At 69.9% G+C, this 18,079-nt stretch carries 18 protein-coding genes; 16 read left to right on the top strand and 2 right to left on the bottom strand.

Annotation, left to right across the window (positions count from 1 at the left end; all coding sequences use genetic code 11):
• Positions 1-25 precede the first annotated feature (25 nt).
• The 10 genes from ccmI (at position 26) to J7528_RS14445 (ending at position 9,911) form a co-directional block, all read left to right on the top strand.
• Positions 26-1,129, top strand: coding sequence for a c-type cytochrome biogenesis protein CcmI (gene ccmI / locus J7528_RS14490; protein WP_291875608.1), 1,104 nt, complete (start codon positions 26-28; stop codon positions 1,127-1,129).
• Positions 1,126-1,614: a cytochrome c maturation protein CcmE gene (gene ccmE / locus J7528_RS14485; RefSeq protein WP_291875605.1), complete on the top strand. Its 489-nt coding sequence runs from the start codon at positions 1,126-1,128 to the stop codon at positions 1,612-1,614. The genes ccmI and ccmE overlap by 4 nt, the downstream gene beginning before the upstream one ends.
• The gene (locus J7528_RS14480) at positions 1,611-3,593 is read left to right on the top strand and encodes a heme lyase CcmF/NrfE family subunit (RefSeq protein WP_291875603.1); all 1,983 of its coding nucleotides are present in this window, start codon (positions 1,611-1,613) and stop codon (positions 3,591-3,593) included. Before ccmE ends, J7528_RS14480 begins: the two co-directional genes overlap by 4 nt.
• Positions 3,590-4,036: a cytochrome c-type biogenesis protein gene (locus J7528_RS14475; RefSeq protein ID WP_291875600.1), complete on the top strand. Its 447-nt coding sequence runs from the start codon at positions 3,590-3,592 to the stop codon at positions 4,034-4,036. Before J7528_RS14480 ends, J7528_RS14475 begins: the two co-directional genes overlap by 4 nt.
• Before the next feature lie 179 nt (positions 4,037-4,215).
• Positions 4,216-5,808, top strand: a complete 1,593-nt coding sequence (locus J7528_RS14470; protein ID WP_291875598.1) for a Do family serine endopeptidase — start codon at positions 4,216-4,218, stop codon at positions 5,806-5,808.
• Between the two features lie 190 nt (positions 5,809-5,998).
• Positions 5,999-6,670, top strand: a complete 672-nt coding sequence (gene uczR, locus J7528_RS14465; RefSeq protein WP_291875595.1) for a two-component system response regulator UczR — start codon at positions 5,999-6,001, stop codon at positions 6,668-6,670.
• A gap of 32 nt (positions 6,671-6,702) precedes the next feature.
• On the top strand, positions 6,703-6,936 hold the full coding sequence (locus J7528_RS14460; RefSeq protein WP_291875592.1) for a hypothetical protein: 234 nt from the start codon (positions 6,703-6,705) through the stop codon (positions 6,934-6,936).
• A gap of 7 nt (positions 6,937-6,943) precedes the next feature.
• The gene (locus J7528_RS14455; RefSeq protein ID WP_291875590.1) at positions 6,944-7,258 is read left to right on the top strand and encodes a type II toxin-antitoxin system RelE/ParE family toxin; all 315 of its coding nucleotides are present in this window, start codon (positions 6,944-6,946) and stop codon (positions 7,256-7,258) included.
• A gap of 3 nt (positions 7,259-7,261) precedes the next feature.
• Positions 7,262-8,668 carry a two-component system sensor histidine kinase UczS gene (gene uczS / locus J7528_RS14450; RefSeq protein ID WP_291875586.1) on the top strand — a complete coding sequence of 469 codons (1,407 nt, stop codon included), beginning with the start codon at positions 7,262-7,264 and terminating at the stop codon, positions 8,666-8,668.
• Between the two features lie 121 nt (positions 8,669-8,789).
• On the top strand, positions 8,790-9,911 hold the full coding sequence (locus tag J7528_RS14445) for a beta-eliminating lyase-related protein (protein ID WP_291875585.1): 1,122 nt from the start codon (positions 8,790-8,792) through the stop codon (positions 9,909-9,911).
• Positions 9,912-9,914: 3 nt separating this feature from the next.
• Here the strand turns inward: J7528_RS14445 and J7528_RS14440 are convergent, their stop codons facing one another.
• Together J7528_RS14440 and J7528_RS14435 are read right to left on the bottom strand one after the other, a co-directional pair.
• The gene (locus J7528_RS14440; RefSeq protein WP_291875583.1) at positions 9,915-10,802 is read right to left on the bottom strand and encodes a M56 family metallopeptidase; all 888 of its coding nucleotides are present in this window, start codon (positions 10,800-10,802) and stop codon (positions 9,915-9,917) included.
• A gap of 86 nt (positions 10,803-10,888) precedes the next feature.
• On the bottom strand, positions 10,889-11,755 hold the full coding sequence (locus J7528_RS14435) for a M56 family metallopeptidase (RefSeq protein WP_291875581.1): 867 nt from the start codon (positions 11,753-11,755) through the stop codon (positions 10,889-10,891).
• Between the two features lie 109 nt (positions 11,756-11,864).
• On the opposite strand from J7528_RS14435, the gene J7528_RS14430 reads away from it, so the two are divergent.
• From J7528_RS14430 to msrP, 6 genes are all read left to right on the top strand, one after another.
• Positions 11,865-14,747 (top strand): bifunctional [glutamine synthetase] adenylyltransferase/[glutamine synthetase]-adenylyl-L-tyrosine phosphorylase, encoded by a 2,883-nt coding sequence (locus tag J7528_RS14430; protein ID WP_291875579.1) that lies wholly within the window; start codon positions 11,865-11,867, stop codon positions 14,745-14,747.
• 223 nt (positions 14,748-14,970) lie between these two features.
• The gene (locus J7528_RS14425) at positions 14,971-15,387 is read left to right on the top strand and encodes an EF-hand domain-containing protein (RefSeq protein ID WP_291875577.1); all 417 of its coding nucleotides are present in this window, start codon (positions 14,971-14,973) and stop codon (positions 15,385-15,387) included.
• Positions 15,388-15,413: 26 nt separating this feature from the next.
• Positions 15,414-15,974, top strand: coding sequence for an RNA polymerase sigma factor (locus J7528_RS14420; protein WP_291875575.1), 561 nt, complete (start codon positions 15,414-15,416; stop codon positions 15,972-15,974).
• Positions 15,975-15,987: 13 nt separating this feature from the next.
• Positions 15,988-16,437 (top strand): hypothetical protein, encoded by a 450-nt coding sequence (locus tag J7528_RS14415; RefSeq protein WP_291875573.1) that lies wholly within the window; start codon positions 15,988-15,990, stop codon positions 16,435-16,437.
• Positions 16,434-17,054 (top strand): periplasmic heavy metal sensor, encoded by a 621-nt coding sequence (locus J7528_RS14410; RefSeq protein ID WP_291875570.1) that lies wholly within the window; start codon positions 16,434-16,436, stop codon positions 17,052-17,054. Before J7528_RS14415 ends, J7528_RS14410 begins: the two co-directional genes overlap by 4 nt.
• A 66-nt stretch (positions 17,055-17,120) precedes the next feature.
• On the top strand, positions 17,121-18,038 hold the full coding sequence (msrP, locus tag J7528_RS14405) for a protein-methionine-sulfoxide reductase catalytic subunit MsrP (protein ID WP_291875566.1): 918 nt from the start codon (positions 17,121-17,123) through the stop codon (positions 18,036-18,038).
• Positions 18,039-18,079 lie beyond the last annotated feature (41 nt).

Genomic DNA, 18,079 nt, shown 5'->3' with positions numbered 1-18,079 from the left:
GGCCGGAACACGCTACCACGCGGCCATGATCGCTTTCTGGATCGCCGCGACGGGGCTGTCGGCCGTGACGGCCGGGCTGGTGCTGCGCGGAGCCGCGCGCGCCCGGCCCGTCGATGACGCCCAGGCGCGGCTGGAGCCGCATCGCCGCCGCCTGGCCGAGGTCGAGCGCCTGTCCATGGACGGCCTGCTGGCGGAAGGCGAGCTGAAGGCCGCCCGCGCCGAAGCCGCCCGGGGCCTGCTGGCCGCCGCCGACCAGACCCAGGTGTGGGAGCGTGACGGCGCCGGCCCGCGCAAGGCCGTGGTCGCCGCCGTGGGCGCGGCCTGCGTCGCCGCTGTCGGCCTGTATGTCGCCATCGGCCGCCCCGAATTCGCCGACCAGCCCTTCGCCAAGCGCGTCGCCGCCTGGAAGGCCGCCGATCCGGCCACCCTCGCCCCCGAGCAGATCGCCGCCGTGCTGGAAGGCGTCGTCGCCGAGCGTCCCAAGGATCCCGAGCCGCTGGTGTTCCTGGCCAAGGCGCGCGCCGCCGCCGGCGACCTGACCGGCGCCGAGGCCGCCCTGCGCAAGGCCGTCCACGTCGCCCCCAAGCGCGCCGACATCTGGAGCCTGCTGGGCGAGACCTTTGTGATGGAAGCCAAGGGGCAGGTCGGGACCGACGCCAAGCTGGCCTTCGGCGAGGCCCTGAAAGTCGATCCCGCCGACCTGCGCGCCCGCTACTATCTGGGCCGTGGCAAGATCGCCGACGGCGACGTCCAGGGCGGCCTGACCGACTGGCGCGCCTTGGTCGCCGGCCTGCCTGCCGCCGATCCGGGTCGCGCCGCGCTGGCGCAAGAGATCGCCCAGGTCGAGGCCAAGGGCGGCCTGCCCAGCGCCGAACCGGCCGCCCAGGCCAATCCGCAGGTCCAGGGCATGATCGCCGGCATGGTCGAGGGCCTGGCCGCGCGCCTGGCTCAATCGCCCGACGATCCCGACGGCTGGGTGCGCCTGGTCCGCGCCTATGCCGTGCTGGGCGAGACCGCCAAGCGCGACGCGGCGCTGGCCTCGGCGTCCGCCCGCTTCAAGGACCAGCCCAAGGTGCTGTCGGCCCTGCGCCAGGCCGCCGACACGCCAGCCCAAGCTAAGACACAATGAGTTTCTGGCCCAAATCCCGCAAGGCGCGCCGTCGCCTGACCATCCTGCTGGCCATCGCGCCGGTTCTGGCCCTGGCCGTGGGCCTGGCGCTCTATGGCCTGCGCGACAGCATCTCGCTGTTCTACACCCCCGCCCAGGCCAAGGCCGCCAATGTCGCGCCGGGCCGCAAGGTGCAGCTGGGCGGCCTGGTGCAGCACGGCAGCGTGGTCAAGCACCCCGGCGGCGACGTCGAGTTCGTGGTCGCCGACCAGCAGGCCACGGCGAAGGTCAGCTATCACGGCGACCTGCCCGACCTGTTCCGCGAAGGGCAGGGGATCGTGGCCGAAGGAACCTTCGATGCGAACGGGACCTTCGTCGCCAAGCAGGTGCTGGCCAAGCACGACGAGCGCTACATGCCGCGCGAAGTGGCCAAGGCGCTGAAGAAGCAAGGCGAGTGGCGTGGTGAGGGCTCTGCGCCTCCGGCCTACGGAAAGCCCACGACATGATCACCGAACTGGGCGCCTTCGCCCTGATCCTGTCGCTGGCCTTGTCCGTCGCCCAGACCGGTTTGTCGGCCGTCGGCGGTGCGCGGCGCTCGCCGGTGCTGGCCGGCGCCGGACGCGGCGCGGCGGTCGCGACGTTCCTGGCCGTGGCCGTGGCCTTCGCGGCGCTGATCCACGCCTTCGTCACCTCGGACTTCTCGGTCGCCAACGTGGCGGCCAACTCGCACACGGCCAAGCCGCTGTTCTACAAGGTGGCCGGCGCCTGGGGCAGCCACGAGGGCTCGATGCTGCTCTGGTGCCTGGTGCTGACCGGCTACGGCGCGGCCATGGCCTTCTTCGGCGACAGCCTGCCGCCGCGCCTGCGGGCCTATGCCATCGCCATCCAGGGCGCGCTGGGCGTGATGTTCCTGGCCTACACCGTCTTTGCCTCGAACCCCTTGGCGCGCCTGCTGGACGTTCCGGTCGAGGGCCGCTCGCTCAATCCGCTGCTGCAGGACTGGGCGCTGGCCGTGCACCCGCCGTTCCTCTACGCCGGCTATGTCGGCTTCTCGGTGGTCTATTCGCTGTCGCTGGCGGCGCTGATCGAGGGCCGGATCGACGCGGCCTGGGCGCGCTGGGTGCGGCCCTGGACCCTGGCGGCCTGGAGCCTGCTGACCATCGGCATCACCCTGGGCGCCTTCTGGGCCTATTACGAGCTGGGCTGGGGCGGCTGGTGGGCCTGGGATCCGGTCGAGAACGCCAGCTTCATGCCCTGGCTGATCGGCGCTGCTCTGCTGCACTCGGCCATCGTCACCGAGAAGCGCGGGGCGCTGCCGGGCTGGACGGCCTTTCTGGCCCTGGCGGCCTTCACCTTCTCGATGCTGGGCGCCTTCCTGGTGCGGTCGGGCGTGCTGACCAGCGTCCACGCCTTCGCCGTCGACCCGACGCGCGGCGTGCTGCTGCTGATGATGATGGGCCTGGCCGCCGGGGCGGGGTTCCTGCTGTTTGGCCTGCGCGCCGGCAGCCTCAATCCGGGCGGCCAGTTCCGGCCGATCAGCCGCGAGAGCGCCATCGTGCTCAACAACATCCTGCTGTCGACGGCGACGGCGGTGGTGCTGCTGGGCACGCTGTACCCCCTGATCCGCGAGGCCATGGATGGCGAGGCCGTCTCGGTCGGCGCGCCGTTCTTCAGCCTGACCTTCGTGCCGCTGATGTTGCTGGCCTTCGCCGTGTTGCCTGCCGGGCCGCTGCTGGCCTGGAAGCGCGGGGACGCCAAGGGCGTGGCCCGCAAGCTGTGGATCGTGCTGGCCGCCGCCGCCCTGCTGGGCCTGGTGGCCTATGGCCTGGTGCAGCCGCGCAAGGCCCTGGCCAGCGGCGGTCTCGTCATCGGCTTCTGGCTGCTGGGCGGCGCGCTGCTGGAGATGGCCGACCGCCTGAAGCTGTTCCGCGCTCCGGCCGGTGAGAGCGTCCGCCGGGCCCGTGGCCTGCCGCGTGGCGCCTGGGGCACGACCCTGGCCCATGCCGGCCTTGGCCTGTTCGTGCTGGGCGCGGCCTTCGAGACCGCCTGGAAGGTCGAGGCCGCCCAGGCGCTCAGCCTCAACGACACCCAGCAGTTGGGCGCCTACACCCTGACCCTGACAGATGTTGGCACGGTCGAGGGCCCGAACTACCTGGCCGAGCGCGGCATCGTGTCGGTGAAGAACAAGGCCGGGACCGAGGTCTGCCACGCCGAGCCCGAGCGCCGCTTCTATCCGACCGGCGGGCAGACCACCTCGGAAGTGGCCATCTGCCCCAGCCTGCTGGACGATATCTACATCGTGCTGGGCGAGCGTCGGGCGGGTGAGGGCGGCAAGCCGGCCTGGCTGGTCCGCGCCTATGTGAACCCGTGGGTGCGGCTGATCTTCCTGGGCCCGCTGATCATGGCCATCGGCGGCCTGATCTCGCTGTCGGACCGCCGCGTGCGCCTGGGCGTGGGCCGCCGGGCGCAGGAGGTGGTGTCGTGAGGCGCGCGCTGCTGATCGGCCTGGCCTCCGTCGCCCTGATGGCCGGCGCGGCCGAGCCGACCGAGCGCCTGCCCGATCCGGCCCAGGAGGCCCGCGCCCGCCACCTGTTCAAGGAAGTGCGCTGCCTGGTCTGCCAGAACGAGTCGATCGACGACTCCGAGGCCCAGCTGGCCGGCGACCTGCGACAGATTGTCCGCGAACAGGTCAAGGCCGGTCGCACCGACAGCCAGATCCGGGCGTTCCTGGTCGAGCGCTACGGCGAGTTCGTGCTGCTGAAACCGGCCTTCTCGGCCGGCAACGCCGTGCTGTGGCTGGCCCCGATCGGGGTTCTGCTGGTCGGCGGCGGTCTGATGTTCGGTCTGCTGCGTCGTCGCGAGGAGCAGCCCGTTGAGCTTTCGCAGGACGAAGAAGAGCGCGTGAAGCGCCTTCTGGAAGACGATTGACACGATTGCGCCGAAAAAGAGCCTCAAGAAGCGCCTTTCGGATGACGGAAAGATAATTCGAGAACCATTGCACCTTTTATTGTCGGGACTAGGTTCTCAGATCGACTGGGACGTCGCGCCGGGCGCGAGGTTGATGCGAAAGGGACCGCGCGCGGGTCGCGCGGGTGAGGAAGAGACGAATGACCGCTAGGAAGTCGGGATTCATTGTGGGCGCCGTCGCGGGCGCGGGCGTGGCCTGTGCGGCCTTGGCCGGCGTGGGCATGCGCATGGGCGGGGCAGACGCCGCCGAGGCGCCGGCCATCCGTCCGGTCAGCGCCGGGGCGCCGGCCTTCGCGCCGCCGCCGGGCGCGCCGATGTCGTTCGCCGACATCTTCGAGAAGGTCTCGCCCGCGGTCGTCCAGATCAACGTGACCTCCAAGGCTTCGCCGCCGTCGCTGCGCATCCCGGGCCTGGAAGGCTTCGACATCGTGCCGCGCGGACAAAAGGGCAAGCCGGGCCAGGGCCAGGGCCAGGGCCAGGACGGCGAGGACGGCGATTCGCCGGCCACGCCGAAACAGCAGTCGGCCGGTTCGGGCTTCTTCATCTCGGCCGACGGCTACATCGTCACCAACAACCACGTCGTGGCCGACGCCGACGACATCCAGGTGGTGCTGAAGGACGGCCGCGAGCTGAAGGCCACTCTGGTCGGCCGCGACGAAGGCACCGACCTGGCGGTGATCAAGGTCATCGACCCCAAGGCCAAGGGCGCCGACTTCCCGTATGTGAACTTCGAGAACCAGGCCAAGCCGCGCGTTGGTGACTGGGTCATCACCATCGGCAACCCGTTCGGCCTGGGCGGTACGGCCACGGCCGGCATCATCTCGGCCTATAACCGCGACCTGGGCGACAACACCTCGTCGTTCGTGAACTACATCCAGATCGACGCGCCGATTAACCGCGGCAACTCGGGCGGTCCGTCGTTCGACATCTATGGCCGCGTGATCGGCGTCAACAGCGCCATCTACTCGCCGTCGGGCGGCTCGGTCGGCATCGGCTTCGCCATCCCCGCCGACATCGCCGAGGACACCGCCAAGCAGCTGATCGCCGGCGGCAAGGTCGTGCGCGGCTATATCGGCGTGACCATCCAGGACTTCAGCGCCGAGTCGGCCGAGGCCCTGGGCCTGAAAGACGTGAAGGGCGCGATCATCGCCGAGGTCACGGCCGGTGGCCCCGCCAACAAGGCTGGCCTGCTGCCGGACGACATCCTGACCGCGGTCAACGGCGTGGCCGTGGCCAACCGTTCGGAACTGACCCGCGAAGTCGCCAAGGCCCGTCCGGGCGAAGGCGTCAAGCTGTCGATCATCCGCGACGGCAAGCCGCGCGTGGTCACCGTCGTGTCGGGCACCCGTCCGGCCGAAGGCTCGCTGCTGGGCAATGACGACCAGGATCAGGACAACGGCGCGCCGGCGACCCCGGACAAGCCGGCCAGCCAGCGCGTCGACGCCCTGGGCCTGACCCTGGGTCCGATCGATCCGGCCTCGCGCCAGACCTACAAGATCGACAGCGAGATCAAGGGCCTGCTGATCACCGGCGTGAAGGGCGACAGCGACGCGGGCGAGAAGGGCCTGGCCAAGGGCGACGTGCTCTCGACCATCAACGGCGCTCCCGTCGTCAGCGTGGCCGAGGTCAACAGCGCCATCGCCACCGCCAAGAAGGCCGGCCGCACCAGCGTGCTGGTCAAGGTGATCCGCCAGAACCGCCCGGTCTTCGTCCCGCTGAAGATCGCGCCGTAAGCTGACGGACTAGCGAACAGATGAGCCCCGTTCCGGACCTCCGGAGCGGGGCTTTTTCGTATCTGTCCAAGGTTTAAGTTACGCCGGTCGTCGAAACGGCTATCAACCTCACAACTGTCGCGCGATGGCAGGAATCGGGAGAACGTCGAGCGTTCCGCCATTCCGCCCGAGCGCATGAGGGGCTCTGACGATGCGTATTCTGATTATCGAGGACGACCTGGAAGCCGCCGCCGCCATGGCGCACGGCCTGAAGGAAGCTGGCTACGACGTCGAGCACGCGCCCGATGGCGAGGCTGGCCTGGGCGTGGCCCAGAAGGGCGGCTTCGACGTGCTGGTCGTCGACCGGATGATGCCCAAGATGGACGGCGTCACCGTCGTCGAGACCCTGCGCCGCGAGGGCGACCAGACGCCGGTGCTGTTCCTGTCGGCCCTGGGCGAGGTCAATGACCGCGTCGTGGGCCTGAAGGCCGGCGCCGACGACTACCTGGTCAAGCCGTACGCCTTCCCCGAGCTGATGGCCCGCGTCGAGGCCCTGTCGCGTCGCCGCGAGACCGGCGCCGTGGCGACTACCCTCAAGGTGGGCGAGCTGGAAATGAACCTGATCAACCGGACGGTCCATCGCCAGGGCAAGGAGATCGACCTGCAGCCGCGCGAATTCCAGCTGCTGGAGTTCATGATGCGCCACGCCGGCCAGTCGGTGACCCGCACCATGCTGCTGGAGAAGGTCTGGGAATACCACTTCGACCCCCAGACCAACGTCATCGACGTACACATCTCGCGCCTGCGTTCGAAGATCGACAAGGGCTTCGACCGTCCGATGCTGCAGACCGTGCGCGGCGCCGGCTACCGGCTGGATCCGTAGGCGGTTCGGCGCGGGCGTGGTAGGATCAGACCATGAACAAGCCTGCCAAGCCCGAGGCTGATGACGTCGACGACCTGTCGGACCTGTACGGCGGCCCGCCGCCGACGGAGGCCGAGTGGGACGCCTGGATGGAAGCCAACCGCGATGAGATCAATGCATCGCTGGTGCGTGCGCGTCAGGAGTTCGCGGAAGGCAAGGCTACGCCTTGGGATCCCGAGGCCATCATGAGCGAGGTCCGCGAGCAACTGCGCAAAGAAGGCCGATAGCGTCCGCATGACGGGGGCGAGGGTCGAATTCAGCGTCGATGCGCAGGCAGATGTTGCTCGGTTGGCGCTCTGGGTCGGCCTCGACTCGGGTGAGGCGCGGGCGCAAGCGGTCATCGACAGGATTGATGCGACCCTTGCTCGCCTTGCCCGGCGCCCGCGGTTAGGCCGCATTGAACTGAGTTTCAAAGGCGAGCCACGCGTGTTCAGTGTTTACCCTTGGAAAATTGTCTATGAGCCGCTTCCGGAGACGGACGGCATCTACGTTCTCCGTATCCTCGACAGTCGCCAGAACCTCTCGGCGCTGCTCGGCAAGAAGACCTGAACCATGCGTCTGCCGCGCCTTCTCCGCACCACGCCGTTCCGGCTGACCCTGCTGTTCCTGACCCTGTTCGCGGCGGCGGCCAGCGCCTTCCTGGGCTACATCTATGTGGCCACGGCGGGCGAGGTGAACCGCCGCTCGCAGGCCGAGATCAGCCGTGAGTTCGAGAGCCTGGAGGCCGCCTATCGCCAGGGTGGCGTCGACGCGCTGAACCAGACCATCGTCGAGCGGGCGACGGGCGAGCGACCGTTCCTGTATTTCCTGGCCGACAAGACCGGCAAGCGGATCTCGGGCTCGATCGAGGAGTCGCCGGTCAGCAATTTCACCGGCGACGGCCCCGAATGGGCCAGCTTCAAGGTCACCGAGACCGACCTGGACGGCGCCGAGGTCAAGGCCGCCGCGCGCGGGGTGCAGCAGCGGCTGGAGCGCGGCGAGATCCTGTTCGTCGGGGCCGATGTCGACGCCTCCGAGGCCTATGTCCGCAAGATCGTCCGGGCTCTTTGGGGCGCCGGGACCCTGGTCATTCTGCTGGGCCTGGCCGGTGGGGTCTTGATCAGCCGCAATGTCAGCCGCTCGATGCAGGGGCTGGTCGACGTGGTCAACGACGTGCGCGCCGGCGACCTGCATGCGCGGGCGAAAGTGCGGGGCACGCGCGACGAGTATGACGAGCTGGCCGAGGGCCTGAACGACATGCTCGACCGGATCGAGCGCCTGATGGGCGGCCTGCGCCACGCCGGCGACGCCATCGCCCACGACCTGCGCTCGCCGCTGACCCGTCTGCGCGCGCGCATGGAAGTCGCCCTGATCGACGCCGAGAACGGCAAGGGCGATCCGGTGGCGGCGCTGGAGACGGCCCTGTCCGACGCCGACGGGGTCTTGAAGACCTTCAACGCGGTGCTCGCCATCGCCCGCCTGCAGGCGGCCGGCTCGGCCCCCGACCAGCGCGCCTTCGACGCCTCGGAACTGGCCACCGACATGGCCGAGCTCTACGAGTTCTCGTGCGAGGACAAGGGCCTGGACTTCAAGGCCGAGATCACGCCCGCCCTGAACATCAAGGGCAACCGCGAGTTCCTGGCCCAGGCCCTGGCCAACATCCTGGACAACGCCATCAAATATACGCCCGAGGGCGGAGCGATCATGCTGCGCGCGCGCCGCACCTCGTCGGGCGAGCTGGAATTCTCGGTCACCGACACCGGTCCCGGCGTGCCCGAGGCCGACCGTCCTCGCGTCGTCCAGCGCTTCGTGCGCCTGGAAAACAGCCGCAGCGAGCCGGGCGCCGGTCTGGGCCTGTCCCTGGTCAGCGCCGTGGCGACCTCCCACGGCGGCCGGCTAGAGCTGGCCGAGGGGCCGGGCGAGTACAACGGCATGGGCCCGGGCCTGCGGGTCGCACTGGTGCTGCCGCGGGTGGAGTAGGGGTGACCTTCCGCCCCCTCCGGGGGCGGACGACCGCGCAGCGGTCAGGGTGAGTTCGCGCTTCACTTGCCCCCTCCGGGCTTTCAGCCCTCCTCGCCCGGAGGGGGAAGAAGGAGAAGAGATGCACCGCCGTCAATTTCTCGTCGGATCGCTGGCCTTGGCGCCTGCCGTCGCCTTCGCCCAAACCCCGCCGCCCGCCTTCCCGCCCGTCGACGCCCGCAGCGTCTGGCTGCTGGGCGACAGCGCGCCGCCCGATCCCGTGAAGACCGCCGCCCGTCTGGCCGAGCTGGTCCAGAAGGGCAAGCCGCGCGACAGCTACCTGGCCGGCGGCGCGGTGACCGAGCTGGAGCAGCGGTTCGCGACGATGCTGGGCAAGGAGGACTGCGCCTTCCTGCCGACCGGAACCCTGGCGAACCATGTCGCCGTGCGCATCCTGGCGGGCGAGGCCACGCGGGTGATCGTCCAGCACGAAAGCCACCTCTATCGCGACGAGAGCGACGCGACCCAGCTGCTGTCTGGCCTGAACCTGATCGACCTGGCCCCCGGCAAGGCCGCTCCCTCGCTGGACGAGATCAAGGCCGCCGTCGACGAGGCCGAGAACGGACCCTATCCGCTGAAGGTCGGGGCGATCTCGCTGGAAAGCCCGGTGCGCCGCGCCAAGGGCGAGATGCTGGATCCGGCCGCGCTGCAGGCCATCGCCGCCTACGCCAAAGGCAAGAACATCCGCCTGCACCTGGACGGTGCGCGGCTGCTGCTGGCCCCGCCCAGCTATGACATCGCCGGCACGACCGCCCTGTTCGATACGGTCTATGTCTCGCTCTACAAGTATCTGGACGCGCCGTTCGGGGCGGTGCTGGCGGGCAGCAAGGCCGACATCGCCAAGGCCCGCGCCCTGCGTCACCAGTTCGGCGGGACGATCTACCAGGCCTGGCCGTGCGCGGTGCTGGCCCTGGCGGCGCTGGACGACTTCCAGGCCCGCCACAAGGCCGCCTTCGCCACGGCGGAGCAGGTGTTCGCGGCGCTGGAGAAGGCCGGGGCGGCCAAGGTTGCGCCCGCGTCCAACGCCTCCAACATCCGTCAGCTCGTCTTGAAGCCCAAGGTCGCCGAGGGCGTCTTCGACCGCATGCGCGACGCCGGCGTGCGCCTGGCCAAGCCCGGTCCGGACGGCGCAATCGACTTCTGGGTCAACGACACCCTCAACCGTCGCCCGGTCGACGAGTACGTGAAGCTGTTTCTAGGCTAGGGCCTACTGTCCCTGAACCCAGGTGATCGCGCCGGTATAGGGGTCCATCTGGGCGGCCATGCCGGGGCGCAGGTCGCTGGCGTCGGGGCCGCGCGGCGAGACGCTCCAGACGATGACCATGGCCATGATCGCCAGAAAGGTCATCGTGAGAAAGCCGGCGATGTCGCGGTGCAGGCTGGGCTCGCGCCGGTTCAGCAGCGACACGCGCAGGATCAGCGGATGCGTGGCCCAGCCGCAGGCCAGGGGCGAGGTGGCGACGCTCATCTGCGCCTTCATCAGGGTCTTGGCGTAGTCGGCGCGGATGTCGCCGCGCAGGGCCACGACGGTGGCGTCGCAGGCCAGCTCCTGGTCGATGCGCACCAGGCGCGTGGCCAGAGCGATCATCGGGTTGCACCAGCCCAGGACGCCGGCCCCGGCGATGATCAGGTTGGCGATCGGGTCGCCGCGATGGATGTGGGTGCGCTCGTGCAGGGTGATCATCTCGCGCTCGCGGGCGTCGAAGCGCTGGTTGAAGTCGGAGGGCAGCACCACGCGCGGCCACAGGGCGCCCATGACGGCCGGGCCGGCCAGGCCTTGCTCGACCTTGTTGCGGAAAAGGCGCTCGCGCAGGACCAGGACGCCGGTGGCGACCGCGCAGCCGGCCAGCCACAGCAGGATCAGCTTGGAGGCCCACTCGCCCAGCGGCCGGGCGGGTGAGCCGAAGTCCATGGTCTCGGCCAGGCTGGGCAGGAAGGCGGCGGCGGCGGCGGCCGGCACGATGGCCCACAGGCCATAGGCCCGGCGCGGTCCGAACAGCTGGCGCGCGGACGGCCGCAGGATGATAACCAGCAGCACCGCGGCGGCGGCGGCGATCTGGGCCCGGATCAGGGCGAGGGCGAAGAGCTCGGTCATTCTTGAGCGGTTCCTGGCCGTTTCCTCGAATGCAATGGTTACAACTGTAATTTAGCGCGTCAAGCGGGCGTGACGGCTGTCGACGATCATTCTCCCAGGAAGCGAGCGGCGTAGAGGGCGTCCGGCGCGAAGGCGTGCTGGTCGAAACCGCGCGGCGCGGCGCTCCACACGGCGACGAAGGTCGCGACCGCCAGCGCGGTCAGGGCCAGGAAGCCGACGATCTCGCGGGCGCGGCTGGGCTCGGTCCTGCCCAGGAAGCCGACGCGCAGGATCAGCGGATGCGTGCCCCAGCCGCAGGCCAGCGGCGAACTGGTCCCGCTGGTCGACACCTTCAGCAGCGTTCTGGCGTAGTCGGCGCGCATGTCGCTCTTCAAGGCCAGCACGGTCGCGTCGCAGGCCAGTTCCTGGTCGACACGCAAGAAGGCCGCGCCGACGTGGACCAGCGGATTGAACCAGCTCAGCGCCCGGCAGCCGGCCACGACCAGGTTGGCCATCGGATCGCCGCGCCGGATGTGGGTGCGCTCGTGCAGCACGATCAGGTGGCGCTCGTGGGCGCTGAAGCGCTGTTCGAAGTCGGCCGGCGTCACCAGGCGTGGCCACAGCGCGCCCATCACGGCGGGACCGGCCAGGCCCAGGTCGGCGAGGCGGCGGAAGGCGCGCTCCTGCCGCACGATGAAGGCGGCGAACAGCGCCGCGCCGGCCAGCCAGACGCACAGCGCGACCAGAGCCGAGCCGAGAGCAGGCGGCGGGGTCGTCGCGCCGATCTCGAAGGTCTCGGACAGGCTGGGCATCAGGCTGGCGATCGCCGCGACCGGGGGCAGCGCCCACAGCCCGTAGGCCTGGCGCGGACCCAGCAGATGGCGGACCGGCAGACGCAGCAGTAGCACCAGGATCACACCCAGGGCGGCGGCGATCTGCGCGCGGACTACGGCAAGGACCAGCAGTTCGATCATGGAGCCTTCCCGTTGTCGTCCGGGTTGTGATCTGCAACAGTTACAAGTGTAAAATTCGACGTCAAGCTGCGACTTGTTCACGAACGCTAGGCAGGCCACGGTGCCCGCCATGACTCAGCTCGCCGACCGCCTCGTCCCCTGCGGCCCGATCCTCGACGCCAAGGCCGCCGAACGGGCGCATGAGGCGATCGCCAAGCGGGTAGGCGAGGCCATGGCCGGCGTCGACGCCGCCTGGGCCGCCCTGGCCCCGGTGTTCGCCGCCTCGCCGTACCTGGCCAGCCTCGCCCGCAAGGACGGCCAGCGCTTGCCCAGGATCCTGGGCGGCGATCCCGGCGAAAACTTGACCATGATCCTGGCCGCCGCCGAGGCCGTCGCCGCCGAGCCGGACTTCGAGACCGCCCGCAAGACCCTGCGCGAGCTGAAGGCCGACCTGCACCTGCTGACCGCCCTGTGCGACCTGTCCGGCGTCTGGGATCTGGACGCGGTGACCGGCGCCCTGACCCGCTTCGCCGACGCCACCCTGCGCGCCGCTCTGGCCCAGGCCGTGCGTCAGGAGGTCGATCGCGGCGCCCTGACCCATGTGGGGGCGGGCGAGGACGGCCCCGCGCCGGGCCTCTTCTGCATCGCCATGGGCAAGCACGGCGCGTTCGAGCTGAACTATTCCAGCGACATCGACTTCTCGATCTTCTACGCGCCCGAGAAGCTGCAGGTCGCCGACGGCGTCGAGCCCCAGGCCGTGGCGGTGCGCATCGCCAACCACCTGGGCCGGGTGCTGCAGGAGCGCACCGCCGACGGCTATGTCTTCCGCATCGACCTGCGCCTGCGCCCCGATCCGTCCTCGACGCCGCCCGCCATGCCGGTCGACGCGGCCATGGATTACTACGAGAGCGTCGGTCAGAACTGGGAGCGCGCCGCCCACATCAAGGCCCGGATCGCGGCCGGCGATTTCGCCGAGGGCCAGGCGTTCCTGGAGGGGTTGCAGCCCTTCATCTGGCGCAAGAACCTGGATTTCGCGGCCATCGCCGACATCCACTCGATCAAGCGTCAGATCCACACCTACAAGGTCGATGACCGCCTGACCGCCAAGGGCGCGGACCTGAAGCTGGGCCGGGGCGGGATCCGCGAGATCGAGTTCTTCGTCCAGACCCAGCAGCTGATCCTGGGCGGCCGCCAGCCCGACCTGCGCGGGCCGCGCACGCTGGACGCGCTGCTGGCGCTGGCGACGGCCGGCCACGTGACCCTGGAGGACGCCGGCTGGCTGTCCCAGGCCTATCAGGACCTGAGGGCGCTGGAGCACCGCGCCCAGATGATCGCCGACGACCAGACCCACAAGCTGCCGGAGTCCGATACCGACCGGAAGAAGGTCGCGGCCCTGTGGGGGCAGGACAATCTGCGCAGCTTCGACGCCGCCGTCGGTAAGATCCTCAAGGGCGTCAACGCCCGCTATGGCCGCCTGTTCGCCGGCGAGGAAGAGCTGTCCTCGCGCTTCGGCAGCCTGGTCTTCACCGGCGTCGAGGACGATCCCGAGACCCTGGCCACCCTCAAGCGCATGGGCTTTTCCAGCCCCGAGCGCGTGGCCGCCACCATCCGCGGCTGGCACCACGGCCACATCGCCGCGACCCGCACCGAACGGGGGCGCGAACTCTTCACCCGCCTGGCCCCGCGCCTGCTGGATGCCGCCAACGCCACGGGCGCGCCGGACCAGGCCTTCAACCGCTTCGCCGACTTCTTCGCGTCCTTGAGCTCAGGCGTGCAGATCCAGTCGTTGTTCCTGGCTCAGCCACGCCTGTTCGAGCTGATCGTCGAGGTCATGGCCTTCGCCCCGAGACTGGCGACCACCATGGCCAAGCGGCCGACGGCCCTGGACGCCCTGCTGGACCCCAGCTTCTTTGGCCCCATCGAGACGCCGGCCGTCGCCCCGTGGGATCCGGCCGACTTCGAGGGGGCGATGGACGCGGCCCGGCGGCTGTTCCGCGACCAGAGCTTCCGCATCGGCGTGCGGGTGATGAGCGGCAGCGCCGACGCCCGCGACATCGGCCGGGCCTTCGCAGAGCTGGGGGACCTGATCATCAGCGGCCTGGCCCCGGCGGCCCTGGCCGAGACCGAGCGCCTGGGCGGCGCCTTCCCTGGCCAGGTGGCGGTGGTCGCGCTGGGCAAGGCCGGCTCGCGCGAGATGACGGCCAAGTCGGATCTCGACCTGATGACGCTGTACGCGGCCGACGATCCGCGTGGCATGTCGGCCGTCAAGGAATGGGGCGCCGAAACCTTCTATGCCCGCTTCACCCAGCGCATGGCCTCGGCCCTGTCAGCGCCGACGGGCGAGGGGACGCTGTACGAGGTGGATCTCAAGCTCCGCCCCTCCGGCACCAAGGGGCCGGTGGCGGTCAGCTTCGGAGCGTTCGGCGAGTACTACGAGCGCGAGGCCGAGACCTGGGAGCTCTTGGCCCTGACCCGCGCCCGGGTGGTCTGGGCCAGCAGCCCCGCGTTCAAGGCTCGCGCCGAGGGGGCGATCGAGGCGGCCCTGCGCCGGCCGCGCGAATGGAAGAAGACCGCCGCCGACGTCATCGACATGCGCGAGCTGATGGAGCGCGAGCGGCCCGGCAAGGGCGACTGGGACCTGAAGCTGGAGCCCGGCGGCTTGGTCGATATCGAGTTCGCCGCCCAGTTCCTGCAACTGGCCCATGCGGCTAACGGCGGTCCCCTGCGTCAGAACACCGGCGAGGCCCTGGCGGCCCTGCGCGAGGCGGGCCTGGCCGATGAAGGGGCGCTTTCGCGGCTGGAGACGGCGTGGCGGCTGGAGCAGGACCTGTCGCAGCTGATCAAGGTGGCGCTGGAGGACGGCCTGGACGTCGAAGCCGAACCCAAGGCCTTCAAGGCGCTGCTTGCCAAGGCGGGTCATGTGAGCCAGTTCAAATCGCTGAAACCCAAGCTGGCCAAGGCGAAGGCCGAGGCGCGGGCGGCGTATAAGGCGATCGTGAAGGCGGCGGGATAGGTCTCCCTTCACCCGTTTCCCCGGCGAAAGCCGGGGCCCAGATCGAACCCGCGAGCTTCTGGTTCGTGGCCAGAGTGGTAGGCGAAAACACCCAAAACTCTCCGGATGTATCTGGGTCCCGGCTTTCGCCGGGAAAACGGATTTTTGGTGCGACGGAATCCCCACCGCCGCGCGTTCATCACTCCATGGGACGGGCCTTCCACCCTTGGAGACCTAAAGACCGATGATCGTACGCACCCTGATCGCCGCCGCCGTGCTCGCCGTCGCGGCGCCGGCTCTGGCGCAAAACGCCGCCCCTAGCGCGACGCCGCAGGGCATGACCCTGCAGCAGTTCCAGGCCTCGAACGGCGACAAGCTGTTCGCGCGGCTGGATGCCAACAAGGACGGCAAGATCTCGCCTGACGAGTTCACCGCCTTCCGCAAGGAGAACCCCGAGGTCGACGCTAAGGCGACCAAGGCCGGCAAGCGTGGCCAGCGGGTGTTCAACCGCTTCGACAAGGACAAGGACGGCTTCCTGTCGCGCGCCGAGGCCGACGACGTGCTGGCCTGGCGCTACAAGCGGATGGATACCAACAACGACGGCATCCTGACGCTCGAGGAGTTGCAGGCCAAGAAGGGCAAGGCCAAGGTCGGGGTCTAATGACGACGTGCGCGGCGGGTTGAAGCTTGGCGTCCGACGGGAACGATCCCGACGAAACCTTGCTGTCGGGGGTGGGACGGGGCGACCCGACCGCTGTGCGACAGCTATTGGATCGACGCCTGCCGCGCATTCTCGCCCTAGCCCGGCGCATGCTGAACGACGCCGGCGAGGCCGAGGACGTCGCCCAGGAGACCTTTCTGCGCGCCTGGAAGCAGGCGCGGTCGTGGACGCCGGGGCATGCCAGGTTCGACACCTGGCTGCACCGGGTGGCCCTGAACCTCTGCTACGACCGCCTGCGCCGCCGGCGCGAGGTGGTCACCGACACACCGCCCGAACAGGTCGACACCGGCCCGGCGCCGGACGCCGGCCTGATGCGGGCGGACCTCTCCAAACGCGTCGAGGCGGCCTTGGCGGCGCTGCCGGCGCGCCAGCGGGAGGCGATCGTGCTTTGCCATCACCAGGGCTTGGGCAATATCGAGGCCGCCCGATTGATGGAGATCAGCGTCGAGGCGCTGGAGAGTCTGCTGGGGCGGGGGCGTCGAGCGCTCAAGGCGTCGCTGGCGGATCTGCAGGGGGCAGGGGGATGAAGGAGTTTTGGTCATGATGGACTTCGAGAGGTTCGAGGACCTGGCCGAGATCTATGGCGGCGAGATCGCCCGCTGGCCGGAAGGCCAGCGCGAGGCCGCGCGCGCCCTGCTGGCCGCCAACCCCGAGCGCCTGTCGCCAGTGCTGGCCAGCGCCGCGCAGCTGGATCGCCTGCTGGACCTGGCGCCGGCCCAGAGCGTCGACGCCGCTCTGCTGGGCCGCCTGATCGCCGCCGCGCCGCAAGCGACAGGCGCCGCGCGTCGCTGGATCGCGGGCCTGGGCGCGGCGCTAGGCCTGTCGGCCGCCGCCTTCGCCGGCGTGCTGGTCGGCGTCTCGCTCGCGGGGCAGGCCCAGCCGCCGGTCGCCGCGCCCGCGGTGGTCACCGCCCGCGCCGATAGCCCGATCACCGCCGTCGACGTCTCCACCGACCTGCAGGACGCTCTCGAGGAGGCCTCGGAGCTATGAGCCTGTCTCGTCCGCTGCTGATCGGCCTGATCGCCTCGGCGGCCCTCAATGTGTTCCTGATCGGCGGTGTGGCCGGGGCGGTCTATGTGCGGATGTCCAGTCCGCCGCCGCTCGCGCCTCAGGCAGCGCCGCAACCGCAGACGGTCTATGTCCCGCAGGCGACGCCGCAGCCCACTGAGCCCGTCGAGACGCCGACCCGTCCGGCCAAGCCGGCTGCCACCACCCCGCCGCCCGTCGCGCCCGTCCAGGCGGTCGATCCCGAGCGCCAGGCTCGCCCGCCGCTGTGGACCGCCGGTGATCGCCTCTCGCCGGAGAGCCGCCGCGCCCTTCGTCAGGCCCTGCACGCGGCCAACCAGAAGAACAAGCCGATCACCCGCCAGGCCCGCGCCGAGCGGCAGGCGGCCCTGGACGCCCTGGCCTCGCCGGGCTTCGACCCCGCCGAGGTCTCGCGTCGCCTGAACACGGCCCGCACCCTGGACATCCAGGCGCGCGGCAATGTCGAGGCCGCGCTGTCCGCCTATGCCGCCACCCTGTCGCCGCAGGAGCGGGCGGTGCTGGCCCAGGGCCTGTCGCGCATCTACGCCCCGCGCAAGGCTTTGCGGCAGGGCCAGGAATAATCGCGGCCGGATGTAACCAATCGCGCCGCGCCGTCGTATCAGTCTGCGTAGCCCCGGAGCGTTCCCATGCTGATCCGCCAAGCGCCTGACCTGACCGACAACGACGTCACCGACCACGGCCTCTATTTGAAGCGCCGCACGCTGATGGCCGGACTGGCGGGGGCGGGGCTGTTCGGCGCGGCGAGCGAGGCGCGAGCCGGGCTGACCTACAGCAAGGGCTTCTCCACGCAGGAGAAGGCGACCTCGAAAGAGGACATCACGACCTACAACAACTTCTATGAGTTCGGCGTCGACAAGGGCGATCCGGCCGAGAACTCCGGCAAGTTCAAGCCGCGGCCCTGGACGGTGCGTATCGACGGCGCCTGCGAGGCCCCGCGCACGGTCGGCATCGAGGACCTGATCGGCAAGAACAAGCTGGAAGAGCGCATCTACCGCATGCGCTGCGTCGAGGGCTGGTCGATGGTGATCCCGTGGGTGGGCTTTCCGCTCAAGGACCTGATCGCCTCGGTCAAGCCGACCTCCAAGGCCAAGTACGTGGCGTTCGAGACGGTGATGCGGCCCTCGGAAATGCCGGGGCAGGGGTGGAACACCCTGGACTGGCCCTATCGCGAGGGCCTGCGCATGGACGAGGCCATGCACCCGCTGACCGTGATGGCGGTGGGCCTGTATGGCGACGTGCTGCCCAACCAGAACGGCGCGCCGCTGCGGCTGGTCGTGCCGTGGAAATATGGCTTCAAGGGCATCAAGTCGATCGTCCGCATCAGCCTGGTCGAGAACCAGCCGACCACCTCGTGGAACAAGCTGGCGGCGCGGGAGTACGGCTTCTTCGCCAACGTCAATCCGGCCGTGGACCACCCCCGCTGGTCGCAGGCCACCGAGCGCCGCATCGGCGAGTTCCGCCGTCGCGACACCCTGCCGTTCAACGGCTATGGCGAGTGGGTCGGCGACCTTTATCGCGGCATGGACCTGAAGCGGTTCTACTGATGGCTTTCCCAATCCCCACACGATCTTCCCGGCGAAAGCCG

The organism is Caulobacter sp., assembly GCF_017744445.1.
Classification (GTDB): Bacteria; Pseudomonadota; Alphaproteobacteria; order Caulobacterales; family Caulobacteraceae; genus Caulobacter.
This window is presented reverse-complemented; position numbering and strand designations above follow the sequence as displayed.

What these genes read in the sequence shown, in the direction of transcription:
- ccmI (WP_291875608.1), top strand. Translation starts at nt 26, where the DNA reads ATGATCGCTTTCTGGATCGCCGCGACGGGGCTGTCGGCCGTGACGGCC.
- ccmE (WP_291875605.1), top strand. Translation starts at nt 1,126, where the DNA reads ATGAGTTTCTGGCCCAAATCCCGCAAGGCGCGCCGTCGCCTGACCATC.
- J7528_RS14480 (WP_291875603.1), top strand. Translation starts at nt 1,611, where the DNA reads ATGATCACCGAACTGGGCGCCTTCGCCCTGATCCTGTCGCTGGCCTTG.
- J7528_RS14470 (WP_291875598.1), top strand. Translation starts at nt 4,216, where the DNA reads ATGACCGCTAGGAAGTCGGGATTCATTGTGGGCGCCGTCGCGGGCGCG.
- uczR (WP_291875595.1), top strand. Translation starts at nt 5,999, where the DNA reads ATGCGTATTCTGATTATCGAGGACGACCTGGAAGCCGCCGCCGCCATG.
- J7528_RS14460 (WP_291875592.1), top strand. Translation starts at nt 6,703, where the DNA reads ATGAACAAGCCTGCCAAGCCCGAGGCTGATGACGTCGACGACCTGTCG.
- J7528_RS14455 (WP_291875590.1), top strand. Translation starts at nt 6,944, where the DNA reads ATGACGGGGGCGAGGGTCGAATTCAGCGTCGATGCGCAGGCAGATGTT.
- uczS (WP_291875586.1), top strand. Translation starts at nt 7,262, where the DNA reads ATGCGTCTGCCGCGCCTTCTCCGCACCACGCCGTTCCGGCTGACCCTG.
- J7528_RS14445 (WP_291875585.1), top strand. Translation starts at nt 8,790, where the DNA reads ATGCACCGCCGTCAATTTCTCGTCGGATCGCTGGCCTTGGCGCCTGCC.
- J7528_RS14440 (WP_291875583.1), bottom strand. Translation starts at nt 10,802, where the DNA reads ATGACCGAGCTCTTCGCCCTCGCCCTGATCCGGGCCCAGATCGCCGCC.
- J7528_RS14435 (WP_291875581.1), bottom strand. Translation starts at nt 11,755, where the DNA reads ATGATCGAACTGCTGGTCCTTGCCGTAGTCCGCGCGCAGATCGCCGCC.
- J7528_RS14430 (WP_291875579.1), top strand. Translation starts at nt 11,865, where the DNA reads ATGACTCAGCTCGCCGACCGCCTCGTCCCCTGCGGCCCGATCCTCGAC.
- J7528_RS14425 (WP_291875577.1), top strand. Translation starts at nt 14,971, where the DNA reads ATGATCGTACGCACCCTGATCGCCGCCGCCGTGCTCGCCGTCGCGGCG.
- J7528_RS14415 (WP_291875573.1), top strand. Translation starts at nt 15,988, where the DNA reads ATGATGGACTTCGAGAGGTTCGAGGACCTGGCCGAGATCTATGGCGGC.
- J7528_RS14410 (WP_291875570.1), top strand. Translation starts at nt 16,434, where the DNA reads ATGAGCCTGTCTCGTCCGCTGCTGATCGGCCTGATCGCCTCGGCGGCC.
- msrP (WP_291875566.1), top strand. Translation starts at nt 17,121, where the DNA reads ATGCTGATCCGCCAAGCGCCTGACCTGACCGACAACGACGTCACCGAC.